This is a genomic window from Streptomyces sp. NPDC030995, from assembly GCF_055571215.1.
In genome coordinates, this window is sequence record NZ_JBVIFS010000034.1 from 46,150 (window position 1) to 71,648 (window position 25,499).

Consider the following 25,499-nt stretch of genomic DNA (forward strand, 5'->3'; position numbering starts at 1 on the left):
AAGGCGGACGTTCCCCCACTCGCGATTGCAGGCCTCGTCACGGACGCTAGCCGGGGGTGGCGCCCGCCGCACTCCGGAGGCCTTCCGGGAGTGACGGCGCCCGACGGCGTCTACCGGGCGCTCGGCGGCGCCAGTTCCGTGCTCAGCCAGCCCAGCGCGTCCGGGTACATCCCGATCCAGGTCTGGAAGTTGTGGCCGCCGGCCGGGCGGACCAGCGTCTTGACCCGGACCCCGCTGCCCGCCGCGGCCGCGGCCTCGGCGAAGGCCGCCAGCTGCCGGGGCGGACTGTCCTTGTCCTGCGCGGACGTGGCGAGGAACAGCCCGACGTCCGCCTTACGCGTGTGCTCGACCAGCCACATCGGGCTGTTGCGCTCGCGCAGCGTCGGATCGGCCAGCACCTCCGGGTCGCCCGTCAGCGGGTCCGGATCCAGGGCCGCGCCCGCCCGGAACACCTTCGGGTACTGGAGCGGCAGCTTCGCCGCGCAGAAGCCGCCCGTCGAGACGCCCATCAGCCCCCAGCCGCGCGGGGAGGGCAGCGTACGGAAGTTCCGCGCGACCAGCTCCGGCACGTCCTGCGCGAGCCAGTCGGCGATCTTGCGCTGCGGGGTGTTGCTGCAGTCGGTGTTCACCCCGCCCGGGTAGATCTCGGGGATCACCACGATGAAGGGGTGCGCCGCGCCCAGCTTCACCAGCTCGGCCAGCGCGCCGGGCATGTCGCCGAGGTCGATCCAGGTGCGCGGCGTGCCCGGGTAGCCGTGCAGCAGCATCAGCACCGGGAAGCGGGTCCGGTCCGCGCCCGGCGCGCTGTACTCCGGGGGAGTCCACACGGTGACCTGCCCGGAGAGCTTCGAGTGCGAGCCCCGGAAGAAGGTGGTCCGGGTGCCGTCCCCGCCCTGCGTGAAGGTGGCCCGGCCCACCGGCGGTCCGGTCGTCGCGCCCGCCTCCTGCGCGGTGTCGGTGCCCAGCAGGTCGTTCCAGGAGGAGTAGAGCCCGTAGCTGCCGTTGATCCAGGTGGCCACCACACAGATGGCGGTGAGCTGGCACAGCCCGATCATCAGCACCCGTGCGGGCCACCGCACCCACCCCGGGCCGGGGATCCGGTTCCACAGGAGCAGCGCGGCGAGCATGGCGAGCGCGGTGACGACGAACAGCGCGACGAGGAAGGAGGTACTGGTCAGCTCCACCGGCGTCCCGCCCCCTCGGGCAGCGACCGTACGGACCCGGCCCCTTCGGGCAGCGGCCGCACGCGCACCGTGACCACGTGCCAGCCGGTCGCCCCGTCGGGGACGGTCCCGGTGCGTTCGCCCGTCTGGACGGCGCCCGTGCCGTCCGTGGCACGCACCTCCAGGGTGTGCCGGCCGGGAGTCGCCTCCCACGGCCACACCCACTGGCGCCAGGTGTCGTTCCCGTCGGCCGCCCCGAGCCGCGCCTCCTGCCAGGGACCCGCGTCCACCCGTACCTCCACCCGCTCGATCCCCCGGTGCTGCGCCCACGCCACCCCGGCGACCGCCACCCGGCCCGGGGCCAGATCGGCGTGCGGTCGCGGGGTGTCGATCCGCGACTGCGTCTTCACCGGGGCCTGCTGCGCCCAGGACCGGCGCACCCAGTACGCGTCGTACGCGGCGAAGGTGGTCAGCCGCAGCTCGGTCAGCCACTTGCAGGCGGAGACGTACCCGTACAGGCCCGGGACGACCATCCGGACCGGGAACCCGTGCGCGAAGGGCAGCGGCTCGCCGTTCATCCCGACGGCCAGCAGCGCGTCCCGGCCGTCCATGACGGCCTCGACGGGTGTCCCGATGGTCATGCCGTCCACCGAACGCGCCACCAGCTGGTCGGCGGGACCCCCTTGGGACGGCGGCCGTACGCCCGCCTCGCGCAGCAGGTCCGCGAGGCGTACGCCGAGCCAGCGGGCGTTGCCCGCGTACGGGCCCCCGACCTCGTTGGACACGCAGGTGAGGGTGATGTCGTGTTCGACCAGCGGGCGGGCCAGCAGCTTCCGCAGGTCGAGGGTGAGCGGCCGGGTCACCCCCTCGCCGTGGATGCGCAGGTGCCAGGTGTCCGCGTCCACGCGCGGGACGACCAGGGCGGTGTCCACCCGGTAGAAGTCCCGGTTGGGGGTGAGGAAGGGGGACAGCCCGGGGACCTTCAGGTCCGCCCCGGCGGGCACCGGTGGCGCGGGCACGGCGGGCCGGGGGAGTACGAAACGGGCCCGGGAGGCGGTCGCCCCCGCCGAGCCGTGGGCGCCGAGCCGCCGCCCGGCGAAGCCGACCGCGGCCGAGAAGGCCAGCGTCGCGGCGACCAGCCGGCCGAAGCCGCGCCGGTCCATCGCCCAGGTCCCTCCGGGCGGTGCGCCGGCCGGCCGGGGCCGGTTCGCTGCCCTGACCAGCAGGTACAGCGCGCAGGCCGAGCCCGCCGCGCCCACCAGCGACGGCAGCGCGTCCTGCCAGGACGCCTCCGGCCGGCTGAGCGCGGCCGCGGCGCCGACCAGCCCGAAGCCGGCCGCGATCGCGATCCCGCCGGGCAGGTGGCGTACGGCCAGCATCCCGGCCCCCGCGGCGACGGCGGCCAGTACCGTGATGATGCCGAGGGCCAGCACCAGCTTGTCGGCGGTGCCGAACAGCCGGATCGCCCACTCCCGCAGCCCTACGGGAGTCAGGTCGACGACGGCCCCGCCGACGGCGGTGACGGGCGCCGCCTCGGGCCGTACGGCCGCCGCGGCCAGTTCCGCCAGCGCCAGCCCGGCGCACGCGGCGACCACCCCGCTGACGGCGCCGAGCAGGTACCGCGGGCGTTCCGGGTTCCCCGGCCGCCGCGGGCGCTCGGCGGCGGCCCGGGGACGGGTCATCCGGCCGCCGGGGGCAGGGCCGCGGCGATTCCGGCCGCGAGGGTGTACGGGTTCCCGCTCGGCCGGTTCGGGTGCCGGGTGGTCCGCCCGGCCCATTCCTCCTCGAACGCGGGCCAGTCGATCTGCCGCGGCTGCGTCCCCGAGACCAGTGCCTCCTCCAGCGAATCGAAGTACAGCGCCCACCGCCGGGCGTACAACTCCGAGACCAGGCCGCTCCATTCGCGGTTCGCGTAGTCGTGCAGGAAACCGCCCTCGCTGGTGCTGCGGCGGCCCCACACGCTGAGGAGCGAGCGGGCGTCGTACTCGTACCGGTCCTGCTCGGCCCGGTCGTCGCCCCAGGAGCGGGCCTTGGTCAGCCAGGTGCCGAGGAGGAAGTTCGGGTCGGCGCCGGTGATCGCGTCCAACCTCCGCTCGCCGTCGCGCCATTCGGCGGTCAGCTCACGGAAGCGGTTCAGGTCCTTGGCCTGGTACGCCGTCTTGATCTTCGGGAGCAGCACCCGCGAGTGGTTGGCGAGGGCCTGCCGGGCGCTGTCCACCAGGTCGAACCGGTAGGCGCTGGAGCCCCGCAGCTCCGGATCCACCTTGAGCAGGTGGTCCAGGGCACGGCGCACCGAACCGGCCTGATAGCGCATCGACTTGGGGCTCCAGTACGCCGCCCCCACCGCGCTCAGGCCTGGCCGCGCGGTGAACAGGCTGTCCTGCGACTCCGACCAGAGCCCCGAGGAGGTGCTGTACGGCCCCTTGCGCAGCTCCTCCCAGGCCGCGGCGGCCTCGGCGTCCGGCCGGCCGTAGCGGCGGGCCGCGAAATCGGCGAACCACGCGCGCTGGTCGATCGGTCCGGTCTCCCAGGCCAGGTCGGTGAAGAGGTCGAAGGCCGCCGGATTGGTCCCGGTGGCCTCCGGCAGGTAGGCGATCCCGGTGAGCGCGCTGTTGCTCTTGTCGCGCCAGGGGCCGAACCGCTCGATCCACACGGAGGTGTTCGCGCCGATCGTGGTGTGCCCGCCGAAGTTGTAGATGGTGCCCATGGCGTACGGCGCGCCGCCCCAACGGGTCTCGCGGTCCAGGCGGTTGTACCGGTCGGACAGCCCGTCCAGGATCAGCACCTTCGAGGTGTCCACCCCGGCGAGGAGTTCCGCGGTCGGGTCGTCCTGCCAGCCCAGCACCGCCCACAGCGCGCCCGGGTGGGAGGCGTGCAGGGCGTCCTGGATGGCTCCCGCGGCGGAGCCCACGTCGACGGAGCCGGTCTGGCCGCCCTCGTGCAGCGGGCTCATCCGGTACATCGTGCTGTCCCCGAACACCGCGCGCTGCTCCGCGTAGTACGCGGCGGCCAGCTTCCCGAACACCGGCGAGGCGGGATCCAGCCAGTCCGGGCGGTCGAAGCCCGCCCAGTCGCCCTGCGCCACGGTGGCCGCCCCCGGGTTGCGGGCGGCGAACTCAGGCGGCACGGTGCCGAAGAAGCCGGGCAGCACCGGGGTCATGCCGAGGCCGCGCAGCTGCTCGGCGATCCGTCCGCCCAGCTCGGCGCGCTCGCGCATCAGCCGCTCGGAGACCGGCCCGCCGAAACCGCTCAGGTTCTGCAGCAGCCACCAGCTCTGGTGGCCGGGGCCGGGGATCCACTGCCGCAGCTCCTCGGCGGAGTAGCCGAAGTCCTGGAGCGCCCGGTAGTACGGATACTCGGCGCCCACCTGCACGAACACCTCGTTGATGCCGTGCAGGGCGAGCAGGTCGATCTGCCGCTGGTGCTCCTCGAAGGTGCGGTACGGGCCGGAGTACCCGTCGTCGGTGTCGTTGAGCGCGTACCGGTGCGGGACCTGCGCCCTGCGGGTGACCGCCGCGGGCACGCCCGGCAGCCGGTCGGGCAGCATGCCGATGCTGTCGCCGGGCCAGCCGATGTCGGCCCCGGCGACGTGCTGGAGGTACCAGCCGACCCCCGTGAGCAGGGTGGCTCCGGTGCTGCCGCGCACGATGATCGCGCCGGCGGTCCCGGACACCGTGAAGGCGTCTTCGGCGGCGGCCGTGTCGGGCACCAGGGTGAACTGCCCGGCGTGCCGCGGGAGCAGCCGCTCCAGGGCGGCCCGCGCGGGCCCGGTGTCAAAGGTCCCGGGCGCCCCCGGCCGCGCGACGGCCGTGACGTCGGCACGTACGGGCGCCCCCGCCCCCGGGGCGGTGGCCCCGGGGGCCGGCCCCGCACAGAGCAGGGCCAGCAGCGCCGCGGGAAGAGCGGCGAGGGCCACCGGGCGGGGGGCGGGCAGGCGGCGTCCGCTTCGTTGCATCGGGTTCGTCATCCGTCGGCTAGGGGGTGTCTTGTCGGTCAGACCGGCAGGGCCCAGGCCTGGTCGACCCGGTGGTCGCCGCAGGGGGCCAGCCGCAGCCGCTCGGCCGGGGCGCCCGGGGTGGCCACCAGGGCCGGAGCCGTCAGGCACAGTCCGCTCGCCTGCTCGATCAGGGCCCCGTCGCGGCGGTGCTCCCAGCTCTGGCCGGGCTGCTCCGCCGGCCGGGGCGCGCAGTCGGCCAGCTCCACCACGCCGTCCTCGCCCGCCGAGAGGCACTCGCCGGCCAGCCGCAGGCGCTCGTCGACGCCGAGGGTCCACCGCTGGTCGGGGGCGCCGGTGCACGCGGCGAGCACGACCGCGCCGACGCCCGTGGTGTTGGCCCCGTCCGCGCACGTGACGCCGTTGCCGACGATCTGCCCGGTCGGCACGGCCTCGGCGCAGCCGCCGCCCGGGGTGAGCCGCCAGACGCCGGTGTCGTGGGCGCCGACCTTCCCGGTCAACGTGCCGGAGAGCTCACGCCGTTGCCCGCTCCACAGGTCCTGCGCGTCGGCCGTGCAGGACGGCAGCCCGACCTCGGCGAGCGGCACCGCGATCTCGCGGGCGGAGGCGGAGCGGTTGAGCACGGCCACCGCGCGGTCGCCGTTGGCGAGGTCGCGGACCAGGATCTCGAAGGTCGCGTTGGAGGAGACCACGGCGCCCTGACGGCCCATCGGGTCCTGGTCGAGCTCGATCATCCGGGTGTTGCCGAGCGCCGCGATCCCGGCCTGGTTCAGCTTGGCGACCTCGGAGGACAGGATGAACGGGGCCGCCATCATGGCCCAGAGGGCGACCTGGCTGCGGCTCTCCGCCGCCGTGAGCCCGGGGGCGCCCGCGATCAGGAAGTCGGGGTCGTTCCAGTTGCCGGGGCCCGCGTACCGGCCGAGCCAGCGGTTGTAGCCGTAGTTGCCCAGTACCGAACTCCACCGCGAAGTGGCGGGCGTGGCCGGGTTGTAGACCTTGATGTCCCGGCCCTCGCGCCACAGCTGGCCGGTCTCGCCGACCCAGCCGAGGACCTTGTGCCAGTCGGAGCCGCCCCATTCGCCCTGCTGGAAGTAGGCGGGCGCGGAGGCCGACAGGACCATGTCCCGGCCGCTGGTCCGAAGGGCGTTCGCGACGGCGTTGTACGCGTCGCGGTAGGCCTGCTCCTTGGTCCTGCCCTCCGGGACCCACAGGTTGCAGCCGTCCATCTTGACGTAGTCCACCTTCCAGGAGGCGAACTGCCGGGCGTCCTGCGCGTAGTGGTCCGCGCCGCCGCCCTGGGGGGCTCCACTGCCGGGGTACTTCTCGCAGGTGAGGGAGCCGGCGTCCTCGTAGATGCCGAACTTCAGGCCCTTGGCGTGCAGGTACTCGCCGAGCCAGGCCATGCCGTGCGGGAACTTCGCCGTGTCGACGACCAGATTGCCCTGCGCGTCCCTGCTCTTGGTCATCCAGCAGTCGTCGACGGTCACCGTGTCGTAGCCCTTGGCGGCGAGCCCGGTGGACACGAGCGCGTCGGCGTTGGCGACCACCTTGGCCTCGTCGATGTCGCACATGTAGTGGGCCCAGTTGTTCCAGCCCATGGGCGGGGTGAGCGCGAGCGGGGTGTCCGAGGTCGCCCGGGGCTCGGCCGCGACCGGGGCGGGGGAGAGCGCGAGGGCGAACAGCGCGGCCGCGGTCAGGCAGGGGAGCGTTGCACGCAGGCGAAGCGGCACGGAGTCTCCTTGACGTGGGGGCAGTCGTGCGCCCAGTGCAGCGATACGACTACCCACTGTCAACATAGGTCGCTGATTGTCGGCCGATCACCAGCAATATGGCTGCAATAGATGTCACACGAAAGTGGCGATACGTCGTATGTGACGTCGGATGATACGGTGTATCTCATGCCGAGAAGATCACCCGCCCTCGATCTGGCGACCCCCGAGGCCATCGCCGTCGCCGCCCTGCGGATCCTCGACGAGGAGGGGCCGGGGCACCTGAGCTTCCGCACCCTCGCCGACCGGCTCGGCATCTCCCACGCCACCGTCCAGCGCCGCTGCGTCGACCTCGCCGGGCTGCTCGACCTGTGCACCGAGCACCTGGCCGCGCAGCTCCCCGAGATCCCCGCCGGCACGGACTGGGCGCAGGCCACCGAGCAGCGCTTCCGCGCGCTGTACCTGCTGCTCACCGCCCACCCCGGACTGCTGGTGCTGCGCGGCGGCCGGCCCTGGCTCGGGCGGCAGTTGCTGGCCCGGCTCGTCGAGCCCGCCCTCGCCGACAGCGTGGCCGCGGGGATGACCGCGGCCGAGGCGATGACCGTCTACCGCCGCATGTACCTGCTCACGCTGGGCAGCGCGGCCTTCGTGGACCACCGGGATCCGGCCGGAGCCACCGCCGCCTCGCGGGCGGCCCTGGCCGCGCTGGATCCGGAGCGCTTCCCCGTGCTCTCCGGCGGACTGGCCGACGTACTGCCCGCCCTGACCGACCACGAGGTGTACTACGGCGCCCTGCGCCAGCTGATCGAGGCGGCCCGGCCGTCGTCCGAGCCGGCCGCCTGAATGCCCGCGGCCCGAGCCCCGCCGCCTGAATGCCCGCAGCCCGAAAGCCCGCCGCTTGAACGCCCGCCGCCCGAAAGGCAGTCCGACCATGGAACAGCAGCTCGACTACGCAGCCGTACGCGCCGCCGCCGACCGGATCGCGGGAGGGATACGGCCCGTCGCCGTGGTCCCGGCGGCCGAGGGGGTCTGGTACGCGCTGGAGCACCTCCAGCACACCGGTTCCTTCAAGGCCCGCGGCGCCCGCAACTTCCTCGCCGCCCACCACCGGGCCGGCACGCTGCCGGCCGCGGGAGTCACCATCGCCTCCGGCGGCAACGCCGGGCTCGCCTGCGCCTGGGCGGCCCGCACGCTGTCCGTGCCCGCGACCGTGTTCCTGCCCGAGAGCGCCCCGCGGGTGAAGGTGGACCGGCTGCGCGGATACGGGGCCGAGGTCCGGCTCGTCGGCGACCGGTACGCCGAAGCCCTGGCCGCCTGCCGGGAGTTCGCCGCCGACAGCGGCGCCCTGAGCAGCCACGCCTACGACCACCCGCTCATCGCGGCGGGCGCCGGGACACTGTTCGACGAGATCCGGGCCGCCCTGCCCGGGCTGGACACCGTGGTCGTCGCGGTCGGCGGCGGCGGACTGTTCGCCGGGGTCGCCACCGCGGCGCGCGAACACGACGTACGGGTGATCGCGGCCGAGCCGGAGAACTGCCGGGCCCTGAACGCGGCCCTGACGGCCGGCCGGGTCGTGGACGTGGCCGTGGACTCCGTGGCCGCCGACTCGCTGGGGGCCACCCGGGTCTCGGCGGACGCACTGGCCGCCGCGCAGGAGAAGAACGTACGGTCGGTCCTCGTGCCCGACGCGGCGATCACGGCTGCCCGGCGCGCGCTCTGGGAGGAGCACCGGATCGTGGTCGAGGCGGGCGCGGCCACCGCCCTCGCGGCGCTGCGCTGCGCGCCGCAGCCACTGGGCGAGCGCGTCGCCGTCATCCTCTGCGGAGCGAACACGGACCCCGGCGACCTGGTGCCGTGACCCCCGGGGCCTGAGGGACCAGACCCTGGCCGTGCCTGCCGTCGGCGCGCGCCACTCATCGGTCCTCGCCGGCTTCGTCAGTCCTCGTCGTCCTCGCCCTCGCGGACGACCACGACGGTGCTGGTGGAGTACTGGACGACCTGCTGGCTCACCGAGCCCAGCAGGGCGCCCTTGAAACCGCCGTACCCGCGGGTGCCGACCACGGTCAGGTCCGCCTCCTTCGAGGCGTCGACCAGCACCTGGGCCGCGGTTCCCTGCTCGACGCGACGGAACACCGGCACGCCCGGCGAGGCGCCGACGGCCGCGGCGACGGTGTCCGCCAGCTTCCGCCGGGCCGTCTCCTCGGCGCTCACCGCCTCACCGTCGGAGGCCTGCTCGGGCGCCGCGCCGACCGCGAAGGGATTGCGGTTCCACTCCCAGGCCATCACGGCGTGCACCCGGCCGCCCATCATCCCGGCCTGCGCGACCGCCCAGCGCAGGGCCTCCTTGGAATGGTTCGAACCGTCCACGCCGACGACGATCAGAGGCTCGATGGTGTGCTCGCTCACGGTGGTTCCTCTCGCTTCGCCCGAATAGTCGATCTCCTCCCTGTATACCCCGAACAGGGGGTCCGACCTCGAACGACGATCGTTGCGGGAGCCGACGACTTTCGAGGACAGCCCGCGGCATCCGGTCCTTGTGAGGGTGTGGGAGTCCAGGCGATCGCCGCCGGACGCGAAACGACACGGAGGAACGGGCGTGGCTCAGCGCAAGGGTTGTCTGATCGGGTGCGGCGTGGCGCTGGTAGTGGGCGTCGGCCTCCTCGTGGCCGTGGTCTTCGGCATGGGGAAGGTCCTCGACATGGCCGACAAGACCCTGGTCGACCCCAAGGTCTACGAGGCCGCGAAGGTCGGCGACGCGGAGAGCGAGGTCCGCGGCAAGCTCCCCTCGGGCGAGAGCTTCGTCAAGAGCGCCCTCAAGGAGGGCGGCCCGGCCGAGCCCGAGGGCAGCACGTGTGCCTGGTACCTCTCCAGTGGTGACAGCAAGAACGGCAAGGAGACCGTGCTCCGCTTCTGCTTCAAGGACGGAAAGCTCGCAGAAAAGACCGAGTACCCGATGTAGCAGTCCTGCCACTGCTACCGCTACCGCCACCGCCCCCGCGCCCCGCCGCGGCGAGCCGGAGCCCCGCGAGCGGCAGGGCGATCCGGGCGGCGGTGCGAACGGGGAGCCGGGCGGCCCGCGCGTCGATCCAGGTGAGTACGGAGGCCTGCTCGTCCGCGCCGCACAGCGAGAGGTGGAAGACGAGCTGCCGCCAAGCGCACTCCGTGTGCTTGGCGGTGGCCCGGGGGCGGGTCGCGGCGGCGAACGCGCCTCGGGCCAGGTCGCCCCAGTCGGGCCCGGGGGCGATGCCCGCGTACCGGACCAGGGTGGCGAGGTTGAACGTGGTGAGGATGCGGGCCTGTTCGGTGACGGCCGGGTCCATGGTCAGGGTCGGGCTCGGCCGCCAGTGGTGCGGCTGGGGCATGAGCACGGGACGGCCGGCGCGCTCGGCGCACAGTCGCGAGATGCCGTCCCGGTCGTCCGCTTCCGCCAGGTCCCGCACCGCGGCGTAGTCGATGCCGTAGTAACGCTCGTACAGGGTGCCGCGCAGCAGTGCGGCGGCGTTCCAGGCCGCGTCGAGAAGGCGTGGAGAGGCCGCCCCGCTGAAATCGTCCGCGAAGGGCTCCAGGAGGATGGGCGTAGCCAGCTCCGCCCGGACGGCGAGCTGGGACATCATGTACAGGAGGCGGGTGGGCAGTCCGGTGCCCGGGAAGACCCGCAGGGACGTTTCGGTCAGCCACGTGAGGGCCGTGAGGGCCCGAACCGCCGGTTCGTGCCGGTGCCACCGGTCGACCGCGCGGACCCAGGGCAGGTCGGACACCGCTACGTGGTACGCCGCCGGGAGCCACACGTTCGTGACGTGGCGCCGGGGACGGTGGACGGCCGCCATCAGGGTGCGCAGGGACGCGTCGGCGTAGCCCTGGGCGTGGTGCGTCGCGATCAGCTGGGGCGCCAGTTCGGCCAGCACCTCCGCGGAGGGGATCGCCCCGTGCTCCAGCAGTACCTCCAAAGGCGCATCGAGGGCGCCGACGACGACCTCGCGCACCGACGCCGGTATCGCGGTCCCGGCGGGCAAGCCGCTCTCCGAGGCCTCCTCGGCGGTCACCGGGCCGAGGAGCGGCCCGAGCTGGGCCTGCGGCAGCCCCCGGTCCACGGGGTGGGCGGAGAGCCGGCGCAGCACCAGCGCGGCCAACTCGTGGTGCGTGGGCCGGTCCGGCTGTCGCGGTCGGTCCCGCCTGGCGGCCGTCGAGGTCACGGCATGCCGCAGCAGGCCGGCCTGCCGGGGCGCCAACTCCCGGCCTGCGAGGATCGCTTCCAGTGCGCGGCGCAGGATCGAGGCGTTCGACTTGGGGTCGAGGTGCTTGGTGCAGCGGGTGTGGGCGGCCGCCAGGGTTCGGTAGCGCTCCAACAGGGTGGCGCCGGCGGCATTCCACTCCGGGCCGTCCGTGTCGGTGCGCAGCCAGTGGGCGAGCAGCTCGTCCTCGAAGGGCCGCCACACCGTGAGGGCCTCGCGCTGCGCCTCGACGCCCGCGTGGGGCTTCCGGCGGGCCAGCAGGGCGGCGGCCTCGCCGACGGTACGGCGGTGTGCGAGGTCCGGGCCGGGGGAGGGGAGCTTCGCGGGCCGCGGGGCGAAGCGGACTTCGTGGGAGTGGGGCCGTAGCTCCTCGACGAGTTCCGCCGCGCCGGAGCCGTCGCCGGCGCGCAGCAGCCAGGCCATGGTGAGCAGCGCGGCCTCCTCGGGTGCGCGTACCTCGTACCGTCCGCTGTCCAGCAACGACCGCAGCCAGGCGAGGCCTTCGTCCGTGAGGCAGTGGTCGAAGGCGTCGCTCAGGGTCAGGTCCGCGAGGGGATCGTTCTCGTCCATTGCCGGCGTGGCAGGTCCTGCCCCTGCGCCCTCCGACTGTGCAGGTCGGTGCTCTGGCTGCTGAGCTACACGCCGTTGTGGGTGAAACCTAGATGTCCGAAGACTGCTCGCACAACCACGTTCCCCGCGCTCTGCCGCCGGTCAGCCGCAGTCGCGCACCGAGCACAGCTCGACCCCCCTGACGCCGGGCAGTTGAGCGATCTGCTGCTTCAGCCGTCCACGCTGCTCCTCGGGGAGGTCGTCGGGAAAACGGACGTGCAGCAAGAGGGCGCCGCTCGGCCCCGATCCGTAGACCGCCGTCGCCCCGTACGGCCGCAGTCGTTCATTGGCGTCCCTGAGCCCGTCGCGGAACCACCCGGGATCGGTTTCCGCGCGGTACGTGTGCGGCCGGGCCATCGCGGGGCCGACGTAGAGGTGCCAGGCGAAGTAGGCGGTCAGCGCCACGACTCCCGCGATCACCAGGGCGCCGACCACACCCGAGACCCACGCGGCGACCCGGCGCTTGCGCGGATCCCCGAGCGCGGCCAACAGGAGGAGGAGCGCCGAGGGCCAGAACAGGAACAGGCCCAAGAAGACACCCAGCACTCCCACGGGGATCAGCGAGAATCCCACGATCGCGCAGCCGCACACGAAGGACTTCGCGCGGCGCACGAAGAACAAGGGAGCCGATACGCACGCACCGGTCGTGACGTACAGGGCGGCAACGTATTCGTTCTGCAGGCCCCACAGCACGATGGGCAGAGCGGCGAGCACGGCGCCCACCGCGAGGGCCCGCTGCACCTTGTGGGCCGGGTGGACCCGCGCATCGCTTTCCTGTCCGGCACTCATGGCCGCCCCCTCAAAATCCTGAACGCGTTCAACTGAACGCGTTCAACCTAGCAGACCCGCTGTGGGGGTGGTGGCGGGGCCGGGGTCGCCACCGGCGCTAAACCGCTTTGGCGGCCGACTGGTAAAGCGCATTAGTGCATGCCCTCGCGAACCGTCGATAAAGAGTCACATCCTGACGGCCGACCAGCTTCGTTATCGAATCGATATCATGCTCAACGGCCTTGGAACTAAAGCGCATTAGTGCAGGTGGGGGGCGCAGGGATCCAGCCCTCGGGGGCGTGTGCGACGCCGCCGTGCCATTCCACACCTATGCGTCACCGGCCACCGCCTCCCCTGCCTCATTGACGAGGTCTTGCTTTCCGGCGACCGTGGGCACGCCTCCGGCAATGAGGCCGGACATCTGCGAAGGCGGCGACGATGACTCGTTCGAACCCGACCCGGATCGCTGTTGCCACGGTGGTGGCCGGAGCCCTCCTCTCGACCGCCGCGTGCGGCCTGAGCGGCGGCGCCGGCGACGCCAAGGAGGCGGAGAAGACGGGCAAGGTGGCCGGTGAGATCACCTTCCGGACCCTCCAGCTCAAGCCCACGTTCACCGCGTACGTGCAGGCGGTCATCGACGCCTTCGAGAAGAAGTACCCCGAGGTCAAGGTCAAGTGGGAGGACGTCCCCGGCGACGGCTACAACGAGAAGCTGGTCGCCGACGCGCAGGCCGGCGCCCTCCCGGACGTGGTCAACCTGTCCACCGACTCCTTCCAGCTCCTTGCCGACCGGGGCATGCTCGCCGACGTCGCCAAGCTCGACGGGGCCGTCGCCAAGGAGTACGTGCCGGGCGCCTGGGAGCAGTTCAAACTGCCCGGCAAGGGCGACAGCGTGTACGCGTACCCGTGGTACGTGACCCCGGAGATCCTCACCTACAACAGAGAGCTCTTCGAGAAGGCCGGCCTGAACCCGGCCGAGCCGCCGACCGGCGTGGAGCAGTTCTTCGACTACGCCGAGCAGATCGCCGCCAAGTCCGGCGGCCAGTATTCCGCCTTCATGGCCGACCCCAAGGGCCGGCTGCCCGGGGACTGGCAGAAGATGGGCATCCCGATCCTCAGCGAGCAGCAGGACCGGTTCACCTTCGACACCGACCAGGCCGTCGCCTGGGTGGAGCGGATGAAGGACCTGTACGCCAAGGGCGCCATGCCCAAGGAGTCCCTGCTCAAGTCCGACGACATCAACCAGCTCTACGGCAGCGGCAAGCTCGTCTTCGGTCCCGGCTCCCCGGGTTTCGTCAAGGACATCAAGCAGAACGCCCCGCAGGTCTACGCGAAGACCCAGGTCGCGGGAGCCGTCACCGGCAAGCTCGGCCACATCGGCATCTACGCGCAGTCGCTCGGCATCAAGAAGGACACCAAGCACCCCGACGCGGCGGCCGAGTTCGCGAAGTGGGTCACCAACGGCCCCAACCAGGTGGAGTTCTCCAGGAAGGCCACCATCTACCCGTCCAACGCCCAGGGCCTCGCCGACCCGTACTTCGCGGACAAGGGCGACGGCAAGGACGCGGAGACCCTCGCCCGCGCGGTCGGAGCCGAGCAGCTGAAGACCGCCGCGCTGGACGCCAATACCCCCGTCCAGTGGACCAATCAGGTCGGTGATGCCGTCGTACGCGAGGTGCAGAAGGCCATCACGGGCGAGCAGGACCCCCGGACGGCGGTGAAGAAGGCCCAGGAGGCGGCGAACAAGCTCCTCTCCAACGCGGCCGCGAAGTGACCGCCACCCGCGTTCCGGCCCCCGCGCCCGCCGGCCCCGACGACGGCCCCGACGCCCGCGCCGACGCCGGCCCCGACGCCGGCACCGTGGCGAAGCAGCGAAGCCGCCGCGAGAAGCGTCGCCGCAGAGCGTCCCTGCGGGCCATGGAGGCCGAGACGGGACTGCGCCACCGCAAGTGGTGGACCCCGTACCTCTTCCTCGCCCCGGGCCTGGCGATGGTGACGCTGTTCAGCCTCTGGCCGTTCGTCAACACCGTCATCCTCTCCTTCACCGACGCCCAGATCCTGCGCGGTGGCACCTTCGTCGGCCTCGACAACTACCGCCGCGCCTTCGACGACCCCGACTTCTGGGTCGCGACCGGCAACAGCGTGGCGTACCTCGCCGTCGTCGTGCCGTGCCTGGTCTTCCTGCCGCTGGCCCTCGCGGTCCTCGTCCAGACCAAGATCCCCGGCATCGGGTTCTTCCGCTCCGCCTTCTACACGCCGGTGATCGCCTCCGCCGTGGTCGTCGGGCTGATCTGGCAGTGGGTGCTGCGCAGCGACGGCCTCGTCAACACCGTCTTCCAGAAGCTGAACATCATCTCCGAGCCGATCCCGTTCCTCACGGACAGCACGATGCTGCTGGTCTCCGCGATGATCGTGACCGTGTGGAAGGGCCTCGGCTACTACATGGTCTTCTACCTGGCGGCCCTCGGGAACGTCCCCGCCTCCCTCCACGAGGCGGCCGCGATCGACGGCGCCGGCCCCGTCCGCCGCTTCTTCAGCATCACCGTCCCCCAGGTGAAGCCGATGATGCTGCTGGTCGGCACCCTCTCCGCCATCTCGGCGCTGCGCGTCTTCACCGAGATCTACATCCTCGGAGGCGAGAGCGGCGGCCCGGGCGGCGGCGCCCGCACCCTCCCCTTCCTCATCCGGCAGGTCGGCCTCGGCTTCTCCGGCGAGACCGGCTACGCCTCCGCCATCTCCATCCTGCTGTTCCTCCTGACGCTGGTCTTCAGCCTGCTGGGCCGCCGTCTGTCGAAGGGAGACGAGAGTTGAGGCGCCACTGGATCGGCCGGGCCGGCCGGTACGCCACGCTGGTGACGATGCTCGTGGTCATGCTGGGCCCGATCGTCTGGCAGTTCCTGACCTCGATCCGCGGCCGCACCGAGAACGTGTACGACGGCGTGCTGCCCTCGCAGCCCACCCTCGACAACTACGCCCGGGTCGCCGACTCCTTCCCCCTGCTCCAGTACGTCGGCAACACCCTCACCGTCGCCGTCCTCGCGATCACCTCGAACATGCTCTTCTCGGCGATGGGCGGATACGCCCTCTCCAGGGCCGCCTGGAAGGGGCGTCAGGTGGTCTTCACCGTGCTGGTGGCGACCCTGATGTTCCCCTTCGAGTCCGTGATGATCTCGATGTTCCTCACGGTCCGCGAGATGGGCCTGGTCGACACCCTCATCGGCGTCTGGCTGCCCGGCGCGGTCTCCGTGCTCAACATCATGATCATGCGGGCGTCCTTCCTGGCCGTGCCCAAGGAGGTCGAGGAGGCCGCGGTCCTGGACGGCGCGGGCGAATGGACCCGCTTCACCCGCGTGTTCCTCCCCGCCGCCAAGGGCGCCCTGGCCGTCGTCTGCATCACCAGCTTCATGGGCGCCTGGGACGACTTCCTCTGGCCCCTGCTGGTCCTCACCGACAGCGACAACTACACCCTTCAGCTGGGCCTGAAGACCCTGGCGGGCGCCACCACCGTCAACGACCAGCGGCTCATCGCCGCAGGCGCGATGGCCGCGCTCATCCCGATGATGCTCCTCTTCTTCGCCCTCCAGCGTTTCTTCTTCAAGGGCGTGGGCGAGGGAGCCGTCAAGACCTGAGCCGCCCCCGCCACCCCGCCCGTACCGACCACGCCTCCCAGGAGCAGCCGTCATGCACGACGACCGCAGCATCACCGAACACCGCCTCCGCCGGGTCCTCAAGGAGCGCATCAAGCCCGCCGTCCACTCCCACCCCGTCCCGCTGACCGTCGAGCGCTGGGAGGCCCCGGACGAACCCGTCCCCGTGGCCGAGGGCCTGGCCGCGACGTACGAGCCCTGCGCGATCGGCGACCCCTGGGGCCCGGCCTGGGGAACCACCTGGTTCAAGGTCACCGGCACCGTCCCCGCGGAGTGGGCCGGCCGCACCGTGGAGGCCGTCCTCGACCTCGGCTTCGACCGGATGATGCCCGGCTTCCAGTGCGAGGGCCTGGTCCACCGGGCCGACGGCGGCGAGATCAAGGCACTGAACCCGTACAACGACTGGGTGCGCGTGGCCGACCGGGCCGAGGGCGGCGAGCAGGTCCACTGGTACGTCGAGGCCGCCTCCAATCCGGTCCTGGTCGACCACGCGGTCACGTACGAGGGCGACAAGCGGACCAGCGGGGACCAGCCCCTCTACCGGCTCGCCCGGATGGACCTCACCGTCTTCGACACCGAGGTCTGGGAGCTGGTCCAGGACCTCGAAGTCCTCTACGACCTGATGACGCAGCTCGACACCAAGGACGCCCGGCGGTACGAGATCCTGCGCGCCCTCGAATCCGCCCTGGACGAGGTGGACCTGACGGACGTCCCCGGCACGGCGTCCGCCGCCCGCGAACACCTCGCCGGGGTGCTCGCCGCCCCTGCCCACGCCTCCGCGCACCGGATCAGCGCGGTCGGCCACGCCCACATCGATTCGGCGTGGCTGTGGCCGCTGCGCGAGACGGTGCGCAAGGTCTCCCGTACGGCGTCCAACATGGTCAACCTGATGGACGAGCACCCCGAGTTCGTCTTCGCGATGTCACAGGCGCAGCAGCTCGACTGGATCAAGACCTACCGGCCCGAGCTCTTCGAGCGCGTCAAGAAGAAGATCGTCGACGGGCAGTTCGTGCCGGTCGGCGGGATGTGGGTGGAGTCCGACACCAACATGGTCGGCGGCGAGGCCATGGCCCGCCAGTTCCTCTACGGCAAGAAGTTCTTCCTCGACGAGTTCGGCATCGAGACGCACAACGTGTGGCTTCCCGACTCCTTCGGCTACACCGCCGCGATGCCGCAGATCGTCAAGCTCTCCGGCTCCCGGTGGTTCCTGACCCAGAAGATCTCCTGGTCCCAGGTCAACAAGTTCCCCCACCACACCTTCTGGTGGGAGGGCATCGACGGCACCCGCGTCTTCACGCACTTCCCGCCCGTGGACACGTACAACTCCGACCTCGGCGGCGCCCAGATGGCGCACGCCGCCCGCAACTACCGGGAGAAGGGCCGGGGTTCACGCTCGCTGGCCCCCTTCGGCTGGGGTGACGGCGGTGGCGGCCCCACCCGCGAGCAGCTCGCCCGCGCCAGGCGGCAGCGGGACCTCGAAGGCTCCCCGCGGGTGGAGATCGAGCGGCCGGACGCCTTCTTCGAGAAGGCCCACGCCGAGTACGAGGACGCGCCCGTCTGGGCCGGCGAGCTCTACCTGGAGCTGCACCGCGGCACCTACACCTCCCAGGCCAAGACCAAGCAGGGCAATCGCCGCAGCGAATCGCTGCTGCGCGAGGCCGAGTTGTGGGCGGCGACGGCCGCGGTGCGCGTCCCGGGCTTCGACTACCCGTACGAGGACCTGGAGCGGATCTGGAAGACGGTACTGCTGCACCAGTTCCACGACATCCTGCCGGGCTCCTCCATCGCCTGGGTGCACCGCGAGGCGCGCGAGACGTACGGATCCGTGGCGCAGGAGCTGCGGGGCATCACCCTCGCCGCGCAGCAGGCGCTCGCGGGGGAGGGCGCGCAGGAGCTGGTCTTCAACTGTGCCCCGCACACCCGGCGCGGCATCCCGGCGGGCGGCGCGGGCCGCCCGGCCGAGGCCGGGCAGCCGGTCACGGTCGAGGAGCGGCACGGCGGCGGGCACGTCCTGGCGAACGGCCGGCTGCTGGTGGAGATCGACGGCCGGGGCCTGATCGTCTCCGCCTACGACCTGGAGGCGCGCCGGGAGTCGCTGGCCCCCGGGGCCGCGGCGAACCTGCTCCAGATCCACCCCGACTTCCCCAACATGTGGGACGCCTGGGACATCGACGAGTTCTACCGCAACAAGGTCACGGACCTCGTGGAGCTGGACGGGCTGGAGGTCACCGAAAGCGGCCCGCGATCGGTGACCGTACGCGTGACCCGCTCCTTCGGCGCCTCGAAGGCGGTCCAGTCCGTCACCCTGCGGGCCGGCGCCAAGACCGTCGACATCGTCACGGACGTGGAATGGCACGAGACGGAGAAGTTCCTCAAGGCGGCCTTCCCGCTGGACGTGAAGGCCGAACGGACCGCCTCCGAGACGCAGTTCGGTCACGTCCACCGGGGCACCCACACCAACACCTCCTGGGAGGCGGCCAAGTTCGAGATCTGCGCCCACCGCTGGATCCACGCGGAGGAGCCCGGCTGGGGCGTCGCGCTGCTCAACGACTCCACGTACGGCCACGACGTGACCCGCGCCGTGCGGGCCGACGGCGGCCAGACCACCACGATCCGGCTCTCCCTCCTGCGGGCCCCGCGCTACCCCGACCCGGAGACCGACCAGGGCCGCCACACCCTGCGCTACTCCCTCGCCCCGGGCGCGGGGATCGGGGACGCGGTCCGCGAGGGCCACGCCCTGAACCTGCCGGAGCGCGCCCTGACCGGCGCGGCCCCGGTCGCCCCGCTGCTGGCCGTGGACAACGACGCGGTCGTCGTCGAGTCGGTCAAGCTCGCCGAGGACCGCGGCGGCGACGTCATCGTCCGCCTCTACGAGTCCCGCGGCGGCCGCGCCACGGCCACCCTCGCCGCGGACTTCCCGCTCGCGGCGGCGGTCGAGAGCGACCTGCTCGAACGCCCCCTGGACGGATCGGCCGTCGCCGCCCCGACGGCCGACGGCACGGTCCGCCTCACCCTGCGCCCGTTCCAGATCCTCACGGTCCGCCTCCACCGGGCCTGACCTTCCGCGGGCGTGAACTCCGCCACAAGCGGTGCCCGCCTCCCCTGGAATCCGGGGGAGGCGGGCACCACCCGGTTTTGCACCTAGTTGCAAAACCAGGCCTCCCTCGCTAGAACAGGTTCATCACCCCCCGCGCGAGGAGGCGCCCCCATGAGTTCCCAGAGCCGGTACCCGCACCTGCTGAGCCCCCTGGACCTCGGTTTCACCACCCTGCCGAACCGCGTGATCATGGGGTCCATGCACACCGGCCTCGAAGAGCACGAGGGCGGCTTCGAGCGGCTCGCCGCCTTCTACGCCGAGCGCGCCCGCGGCGGGGCCGGGCTCATCGTCACCGGCGGCATCGCGCCCAACGACGCGGGCCGGCCCTTCGAGGGCGGCTCCCGCCTCACCACCGAGGACGAGGCCGCCGAGCACCGGGTGATCACCGAGGCGGTGCACGCCGAGGGCGGGAAGATCGCGATGCAGATCCTCCACTTCGGCCGCTACGCCTACCACAAGGACCTGGTCGCCCCCAGCGCCCTCCAGGCCCCCATCAGCCCCTTCGTACCGAACGAGCTCACCGACATCGAGGTCGAGCGCACCGTCGAGGACTTCGTCCGCGCGGCCCGCCTCGCCAAGCTCGCGGGCTACGACGGCGTCGAGATCATGGGCTCCGAGGGCTACCTGATCAACGAGTTCATCGCCGCCGCCACCAACAGGCGCACCGACCGCTGGGGCGGCGCCTACGAGAACCGCGTCCGCTTCCCGCTGGAGATCGTCCGCCGCACCCGCGCGGCCGTCGGCGAGGACTTCATCCTCATCTACCGCCTCTCCATGCTCGACCTGATCCCCGGCGGATCCACCCTCGACGAGGTCGTCCACCTCGCCAAGGAGGTCGAGGCGGCCGGCGCCACCATCATCAACACCGGCATCGGCTGGCACGAGGCCCGCATCCCCACCATCGCCACCTCCGTCCCGCGCGGCGCCTACACCTGGGTCACCAAGCGGCTGATGGGCGCGGTGAGCATCCCGCTCGTCACCAGCAACCGCATCAACACCCCGGAGATCGCCGAGGAGTTGCTCGCCGACGGCCGCGCCGACCTGGTGTCGCTGGCCCGTCCCTTCCTCGCCGACGCCGACTTCGTCGCCAAGGCCGCCGCCGGGCGCTCCGAGACCATCAACACCTGCATCGGCTGCAACCAGGCCTGCCTGGACCACACCTTCAGCGGCAAGATCACCAGCTGCCTGGTCAACCCGCGCGCCTGCCACGAGACCGAACTCGTGCTGTCCGCGACCCAGTTGAAGAAGCGCGTCGCCGTCGTCGGCGCCGGCCCGGCCGGACTCGCCTGCGCCGTCTCCGCTGCCGGACGCGGCCACGCCGTCACCCTCTTCGAGGCCTCCGGCCACATCGGCGGTCAGCTCGACATCGCCCGCCGCGTCCCCGGCAAGGAGGAGTTCGAGGAGACCATCCGCTACTACGGCACCCAGCTCGTGGAGAGCGGCGTGGAGGTCCGCCTGAACACCCGCGCCGACGTGGACACGCTCCAGGGCTACGACGAGGTCGTCGTCGCCACCGGCGTCACCCCCCGCACCCCCGACATCGAGGGCGTGGACCACCCCAGCGTCGTCAGCTACCTCGACGTGCTGCGCGACGGCGCCCCGGTCGGCGAGCGCGTCGCGGTCGTCGGCGCCGGCGGCATCGGCTTCGACGTCGCCGAGTACCTCACCGACAGCGGCGAGGGCGCCTCCCAGGACCCCGACGTCTACTTCCGCCACTGGGGCGTCGACACCGCCTACACCGGGCCCGGCGGGCTCACCGCGCCCTCCCGCCCCGCCTCGCCGCGCCAGGTCCACCTGCTCCAGCGCAAGGCCACCAAGGTCGGCGCCGGCCTCGGCACCACCACGGGGTGGATCCACCGCGCCGAGATGAAGCACCGCGGTGTCGTCTCCGTCGCGGGGGCCACGTACGACCGCATCGACGACGAGGGCCTGCACATCACGGTCGGCGGCGAGCAGCGCCTCGTACCGGCCGACACCGTGGTCCTGTGCACCGGCCAGGAGCCGCGCCGCGACCTGTACGAGGCCCTGCGCGCGGCCGGCGTCGAGGCGCACCTGATCGGCGGCGCCGACGTGGCCGCCGAGCTCGACGCCAAGCGGGCCATCCGCCAGGGCACGGAGCTGGCCTCCACCCTCTGAGCTCGTTCGACGGAAAGGGATTGTGGCTGCCCGGCCGGGCAGCCACAATCTCCCGGTGACGTTCTCACCCGCAGACGCAGACAAGATCCTCGCCGACAACTTCGCCCCCTGGGTGCTCGCCCTCGGCCTCACCGTCCAGGAGACGGGCGAGCGGCACGCCGTGCTGCGGCTGCCCTGGTCCGAGGAGTTGGCCCGGGACGGCGGCGGCCTCTCCGGGCAGGCCATGATGGCCGCCGCCGACACCGCCACCGTCATCGCGATCTCCGCCGCGCGCGGTGCGTACGGGCCGATGACCACCGTCCAGCAGTCGACGAGCTTCCAGCGGCCGGTGGTCGGCGCCGACGTGCTCATCCACGTACGGGTCACCAAGCTCGGCAAGCGGATGGCCTTCGCCGACATCACGCTGACCCCCGAGGGCGCCGCGGAGCCGGCCGCCACGGCCTCCACCGTCTACGCCCTGCTGGGATGAGTCCAAGCCAATCGCTCCGCCGGAACAAGGACTTCAACGTCTTCTGGCTCGGCCAGGCGCTCTCCGTCCTCGGCGGGTCCATCACGCTGCTCGCGCTTCCCCTGCTCGTCTACGCCGCCACCGGGTCCATCGTCCAGATGGGCCTGCTCACGGTCGTCTCGGGCGCCACAGCCATCGCCACCGGCCTGTTCGCCGGGTACGTGGTCGACCGGGTGGACCGCCGCCGGCTCATGATCGTCTGCGATCTGACGCGCGCGGTGCTGCTCGGCGCGGTGCCCTTCGTCTGGTGGGCCGCCGGGCCGCGGATCTGGCTGCTGTACGTACTGACCGCGCTGGTCGCCGTACTGAGGACCCTGTTCGACGTGGCGTACGTGACGGCCGTGCCGCATCTGGTCCGTCCCGAGGACCTCACCGCCGCGAACGGGCGGCTGATGAGCACCTTCGCTCTCGGGACCTTGCTCGGGCCGGTCGTGGCCGGCTTCCTCACCGCCGGGGTCGGCGCGGACTGGGCGCTGGCCGTGGACGGGGCGACCTTCCTCGTCTCGGCCGCCAGCCTGGGCTGGGTGAGGTTCACCCGTTCCGACGGTGACCGCACGGCCGGCACGGACCACACGGGCGCCATCGACCGCACCGACCGGACGGACCGGCCGGCGGCTGGCGCCGGAGTGCTCCGGGAGATGTTCGTCGTGGGCTTCCGCTTCCTGTGGACCCACCCGCTGCTGCGCCCGCTGACCATCCAGCTCACCCTGCTGACCTTCGTCACCATGGGCGCCACCGACCTGCTGATCTTCCGCGTCCAGCACGACCTCGGCCGGGACGCGACCACCCTCGGCTACGTCATCGCCGTGAGCGGCGGAGGCGCCCTCGTCGCGGCCGCGACCGCCGGGCGGCTGCGCCGGATCCTCGGCTTCGGCACCTGCTGGCTGACCTCGCTCGCGATGGTGTCCGTGGCGGTGGCGGGGGTCGGCGTCAGCCGCAGCGTGCCGGTGATCGCCGTGCTGGCGGCCGTGTTCATGTTCGGGATCACCCTCGGCGGGGTCTGCACCATGACCCTGCGTCAGGAGGTGACCCCGGACCACCTGCTCGGCCGGGTGACCTCCGCGTTCTGGACCGTGCACAACGCCTCGGGCCCGGTGGGCGCGGCCGTGCTCACGGCGCTGGCCGCCCGCCACGGGGTCCCGGCGGTCAGCCTGGGCGGCGGGGCGCTGTGCCTGCTGATCCTCGGCGGCGCGCTGCTGACCCCGCTGCGCGGCAGCCGTATCGGCGCGCAGCGGGGTCAGGGTGAGGGCCGGGGTAAGGGGCGGCCTCTGGGTCAGGACCTGGGTGAGGAACTGGTTCAGGACCTGGGAAGGACCGACCGGGTCAGAACCGGCCGGGCCCGGCCGGGAAGGGAAGCCGATCCGACGGGGTCGGGGAGCCGCTCCGCTCCGTAGCGGCCGGCGGCTGCGCGTTCTGGCAGGTCACGTCCTTGTCGGGCAGGACGCCCGTGGTCAGGTACGCGTTGACCGGGGCGTTGGCGCAGGAGTTGGGGTCGAAGACGTACACGCCGTGCCCCTCACCGCCGGCGGCCAGCACCATCCGCGAGCCCTTGAGCGCGCGGTGCAGGCCCTGCCCGCTGCTCAGCGGGGTCTGCGAGTCCCATTCGTTCTGCACGGTCAGCACGTTCGCCCGGGTCTTCATCGGGGTGGCCGCCTCGACCGGCCGCTGCCAGAAGGCGCACGGCTTGATGTTGGACGCGAAGTCCCCGTACAGCGGGTACTTGGCCTTGTCCCTGGCCGCGTCCCGCTCGTACTGCTCGGTGTAGCGCGGCCACGTGCCCGTGTCCCCGCACAGCACGGCCCAGAAGACGGCCGTGCCGTTGTCCGAGGCGGGCTCGGCGCCCTGTCCGCCCGTGAGCATCTTCTTCAGCTCCGCAGCGGACGTGCCCGCGGGCAGCGGCTTGCCCTCGGCCGCGGCCTTGAGCGCCGCGACCAGCGGAGTGGCCTGCGCCGGGTAGAAGAAGTAGGGCCGCGCGGTCCGGATGTCGTCGCCGGTGAGCTTCATGCCCTCGAAGTCGATCGGCTCCCGGTCGGCGCGCGCCACCAGCCCCCAGAACGTGTCGGACACCGCCTTCGGGGTGTCGCCCAGGCCGTACTCGGCCGACCGCTCCGCCGCCCACTGCGTCCAGCGCGCGAAGGCGGGCTCGCCCTCCTCGGCCCACACCTGGATCATGCCGCGCCAGACCCGCTTCGGATCCACGGCGCTGTCGAGCACGAAGCGGTCCGTGCGGTCCGGGAACATCTGCGAGTACACCGCGCCGAGGTAGGTCCCGTACGAGTACCCCAGGTACGAGACCTTCCGCTCGCCCAGCACCGCACGGATCGTGTCCATGTCGCGCGCCGTGTTGCGGGTGGTGATGTACGGCAGCACCGAACCGGCCTTCTCGCGGCACTTGTCGGCGACGGTCTGCGCCCACGCCACGTCGGAGGCGAAGGTCTCCGGACGGTACGGCCGGTCGAAGTTCTGCTCCGTACCGTTCAGCCCGCAGGTGATCGGGCTGCTGTGGCCGACCCCGCGCGGGTCGAAGCCTATGAGGTCGTAACTCTCCCGTACGTCCTTGGGCAGCGACTCGTTCATCAGCAGAGGCAGGTCGAGCCCGCCGCCGCCCGGGCCGCCGGGGTTGAGCAGCATGACGCCGTGCCGCTTGGCCGGGTTCTCGCTCTTCATCCGGGATATGGCGAGGTCGATGGTGGGCCCGTCGGGACGCCGGTAGTCCAGCGGGACCTTGAGCGTGGCGCATTCGTACGAGGCGGGCTGTTCGGGACTGCACCGCTGCCAAGCGGGTTTCTGCCGCAGGTGGTCCGCCGCCGGGGCGGCGGAGACCTGCGCCGCGGTCAGCAGGGGCACGGTGGTCGCGATGAGTCCGGCGGCGGCCAGCAGCGGTGCGAGGCGTTTCAGGCGCACGAAGCCGTTCCTTTCGGTTAAGTCGCTTACCCGTCCACCTTGTTGCACGTGGAGCGGGGGCGAATCATCCCGAAGGGTCGTGCCTCGTGCTCCTCACGAATGAGCCGATTTCCGGACAACTGGCCGACACGCCACAGTCGTTACCCGGAGGTCGGGTGGTGCGCGGGGTGCTCGCCGTGCGTGGCACCGGTCTCGACGGTGCCGCCGAGCCGGTCGCGCAACGGGGTCAGGGCCTCGGCGGTCCCGGCGGTGACCACCCATCGGTCCCCGACGAGGTAGATGCCGCCGTACATCCGGGCCTCGGTCAGCCAGGACCGCAGGCCCCGGTCGGCGGTGAAGGTGACCATGCGGTAGGCCCCTTGGCCGGTCTCGCATCCGCCCTGGCGCAACTCATCGGCGTCGACGCTCACTTCGGCGGTGCAGCCGAGGACCGCCGCGATCTCCTCGATCGAGGTGCCGGGCTCCTGCGCTCCCGCTCGGGCGCAGCCGCCGCACAGCAGGGCTGCGGCGCACACCCCGGCGGCGGCCGACAGGGACGGGCGGAGCCGCCGGGTGCGGCGGTCGGTGGACGGCATGGCGACCTCACTGGCTGATCGGGGAACTGGCGCGGTCGTGGTGCCCGGGCGGGGAGGAGGGCCCGGGCACCACGGGTATGTGGGGCAGGCGTGAAAGGCCGGGCCTAGGCCGTCTCTTTCGGATCTTGCCTGGCCCGCGCTGCCTGGCACCGCACCTCGCCGCGTTGTCGGGGCGCCCGAGTACGTCCAGTACTCGG

19 protein-coding genes and 1 tRNA gene are annotated in these 25,499 nt (G+C 72.3%); 10 read left to right on the forward strand and 10 right to left on the reverse strand.

Annotation, left to right across the window (positions count from 1 at the left end):
- Positions 1–110: 110 nt before the first annotated feature.
- Genes ACZ45T_RS32900 through ACZ45T_RS32915 form a run of 4 tightly spaced genes read right to left on the reverse strand, consistent with a single transcriptional unit; the run spans position 111 to position 6,848 of the window.
- Entirely contained in the window at positions 111–1,184 is a 1,074-nt protein-coding gene (locus ACZ45T_RS32900) for an alpha/beta hydrolase (RefSeq protein ID WP_468447798.1), read from the reverse strand.
- A complete protein-coding gene (locus tag ACZ45T_RS32905) occupies positions 1,175–2,845 on the reverse strand; it encodes a molybdopterin-dependent oxidoreductase (RefSeq protein WP_468447799.1) in 1,671 nt (556 codons plus the stop codon). Before ACZ45T_RS32905 ends, ACZ45T_RS32900 begins: the two co-directional genes overlap by 10 nt.
- Complete coding sequence (locus ACZ45T_RS32910; protein ID WP_468447800.1) at positions 2,842–5,118, reverse strand: alpha-N-acetylglucosaminidase; 2,277 nt, start codon at positions 5,116–5,118, stop codon at positions 2,842–2,844. Before ACZ45T_RS32910 ends, ACZ45T_RS32905 begins: the two co-directional genes overlap by 4 nt.
- Positions 5,119–5,156: 38 nt before the next feature.
- A complete protein-coding gene (locus ACZ45T_RS32915; protein WP_468447801.1) occupies positions 5,157–6,848 on the reverse strand; it encodes a ricin-type beta-trefoil lectin domain protein in 1,692 nt (563 codons plus the stop codon).
- Between the two features lie 168 nt (positions 6,849–7,016).
- Here ACZ45T_RS32915 and ACZ45T_RS32920 point away from each other — a divergent pair, with 168 nt between their 5' ends.
- Together ACZ45T_RS32920 and ACZ45T_RS32925 are read left to right on the forward strand one after the other, a co-directional pair.
- Positions 7,017–7,670, forward strand: coding sequence for a TetR/AcrR family transcriptional regulator (locus tag ACZ45T_RS32920; protein ID WP_468447802.1), 654 nt, complete (start codon positions 7,017–7,019; stop codon positions 7,668–7,670).
- An 88-nt stretch (positions 7,671–7,758) separates the two neighbouring features.
- Positions 7,759–8,685, forward strand: a complete 927-nt coding sequence (locus ACZ45T_RS32925) for a serine/threonine dehydratase (RefSeq protein ID WP_468447803.1) — start codon at positions 7,759–7,761, stop codon at positions 8,683–8,685.
- Between the two features lie 77 nt (positions 8,686–8,762).
- On the opposite strand, the gene ACZ45T_RS32930 is transcribed toward ACZ45T_RS32925, so the two are convergent.
- Positions 8,763–9,233, reverse strand: a complete 471-nt coding sequence (locus ACZ45T_RS32930) for a universal stress protein (RefSeq protein WP_468447804.1) — start codon at positions 9,231–9,233, stop codon at positions 8,763–8,765.
- A gap of 190 nt (positions 9,234–9,423) precedes the next feature.
- Here ACZ45T_RS32930 and ACZ45T_RS32935 point away from each other — a divergent pair, with 190 nt between their 5' ends.
- Positions 9,424–9,786 (forward strand): hypothetical protein, encoded by a 363-nt coding sequence (locus ACZ45T_RS32935; RefSeq protein WP_468447805.1) that lies wholly within the window; start codon positions 9,424–9,426, stop codon positions 9,784–9,786.
- Here ACZ45T_RS32935 and ACZ45T_RS32940 read toward each other — a convergent pair.
- From ACZ45T_RS32940 to ACZ45T_RS32950, 3 genes are all read right to left on the reverse strand, one after another.
- Positions 9,743–11,629 (reverse strand): hypothetical protein, encoded by a 1,887-nt coding sequence (locus tag ACZ45T_RS32940; protein WP_468447806.1) that lies wholly within the window; start codon positions 11,627–11,629, stop codon positions 9,743–9,745. The genes ACZ45T_RS32935 and ACZ45T_RS32940 overlap by 44 nt on opposite strands.
- 2 nt (positions 11,630–11,631) lie before the next feature.
- Positions 11,632–11,704 (reverse strand) — tRNA-Cys (locus ACZ45T_RS32945).
- Positions 11,705–11,770: 66 nt separating this feature from the next.
- Entirely contained in the window at positions 11,771–12,457 is a 687-nt protein-coding gene (locus ACZ45T_RS32950; RefSeq protein ID WP_468447807.1) for a hypothetical protein, read from the reverse strand.
- Between the two features lie 417 nt (positions 12,458–12,874).
- Between ACZ45T_RS32950 and ACZ45T_RS32955 the strand changes: the two genes are divergently transcribed.
- The 7 genes from ACZ45T_RS32955 (at position 12,875) to ACZ45T_RS32985 (ending at position 23,217) form a co-directional block, all read left to right on the forward strand.
- Positions 12,875–14,209, forward strand: coding sequence for an ABC transporter substrate-binding protein (locus ACZ45T_RS32955; RefSeq protein ID WP_468447808.1), 1,335 nt, complete (start codon positions 12,875–12,877; stop codon positions 14,207–14,209).
- Positions 14,206–15,246, forward strand: a complete 1,041-nt coding sequence (locus ACZ45T_RS32960; protein WP_468447809.1) for a carbohydrate ABC transporter permease — start codon at positions 14,206–14,208, stop codon at positions 15,244–15,246. The genes ACZ45T_RS32955 and ACZ45T_RS32960 overlap by 4 nt, the downstream gene beginning before the upstream one ends.
- A gap of 47 nt (positions 15,247–15,293) precedes the next feature.
- Complete coding sequence (locus ACZ45T_RS32965) at positions 15,294–16,064, forward strand: carbohydrate ABC transporter permease (protein WP_468447818.1); 771 nt, start codon at positions 15,294–15,296, stop codon at positions 16,062–16,064.
- Between the two features lie 52 nt (positions 16,065–16,116).
- Entirely contained in the window at positions 16,117–19,140 is a 3,024-nt protein-coding gene (locus ACZ45T_RS32970) for an alpha-mannosidase (RefSeq protein ID WP_468447810.1), read from the forward strand.
- A 150-nt stretch (positions 19,141–19,290) separates the two neighbouring features.
- Positions 19,291–21,315: an NADPH-dependent 2,4-dienoyl-CoA reductase gene (locus tag ACZ45T_RS32975; protein ID WP_468447811.1), complete on the forward strand. Its 2,025-nt coding sequence runs from the start codon at positions 19,291–19,293 to the stop codon at positions 21,313–21,315.
- Between the two features lie 55 nt (positions 21,316–21,370).
- Positions 21,371–21,784: a PaaI family thioesterase gene (locus ACZ45T_RS32980; RefSeq protein WP_468447812.1), complete on the forward strand. Its 414-nt coding sequence runs from the start codon at positions 21,371–21,373 to the stop codon at positions 21,782–21,784.
- Positions 21,781–23,217, forward strand: coding sequence for an MFS transporter (locus tag ACZ45T_RS32985; protein ID WP_468447813.1), 1,437 nt, complete (start codon positions 21,781–21,783; stop codon positions 23,215–23,217). The genes ACZ45T_RS32980 and ACZ45T_RS32985 overlap by 4 nt, the downstream gene beginning before the upstream one ends.
- On the opposite strand, the gene ACZ45T_RS32990 is transcribed toward ACZ45T_RS32985, so the two are convergent.
- Positions 23,147–24,727 (reverse strand): alpha/beta hydrolase, encoded by a 1,581-nt coding sequence (locus ACZ45T_RS32990; RefSeq protein ID WP_468447814.1) that lies wholly within the window; start codon positions 24,725–24,727, stop codon positions 23,147–23,149. The genes ACZ45T_RS32985 and ACZ45T_RS32990 overlap by 71 nt on opposite strands.
- A gap of 140 nt (positions 24,728–24,867) precedes the next feature.
- A complete protein-coding gene (locus ACZ45T_RS32995; protein WP_468447815.1) occupies positions 24,868–25,302 on the reverse strand; it encodes a hypothetical protein in 435 nt (144 codons plus the stop codon).
- Between the last annotated feature and the right edge of the window lie 197 nt (positions 25,303–25,499).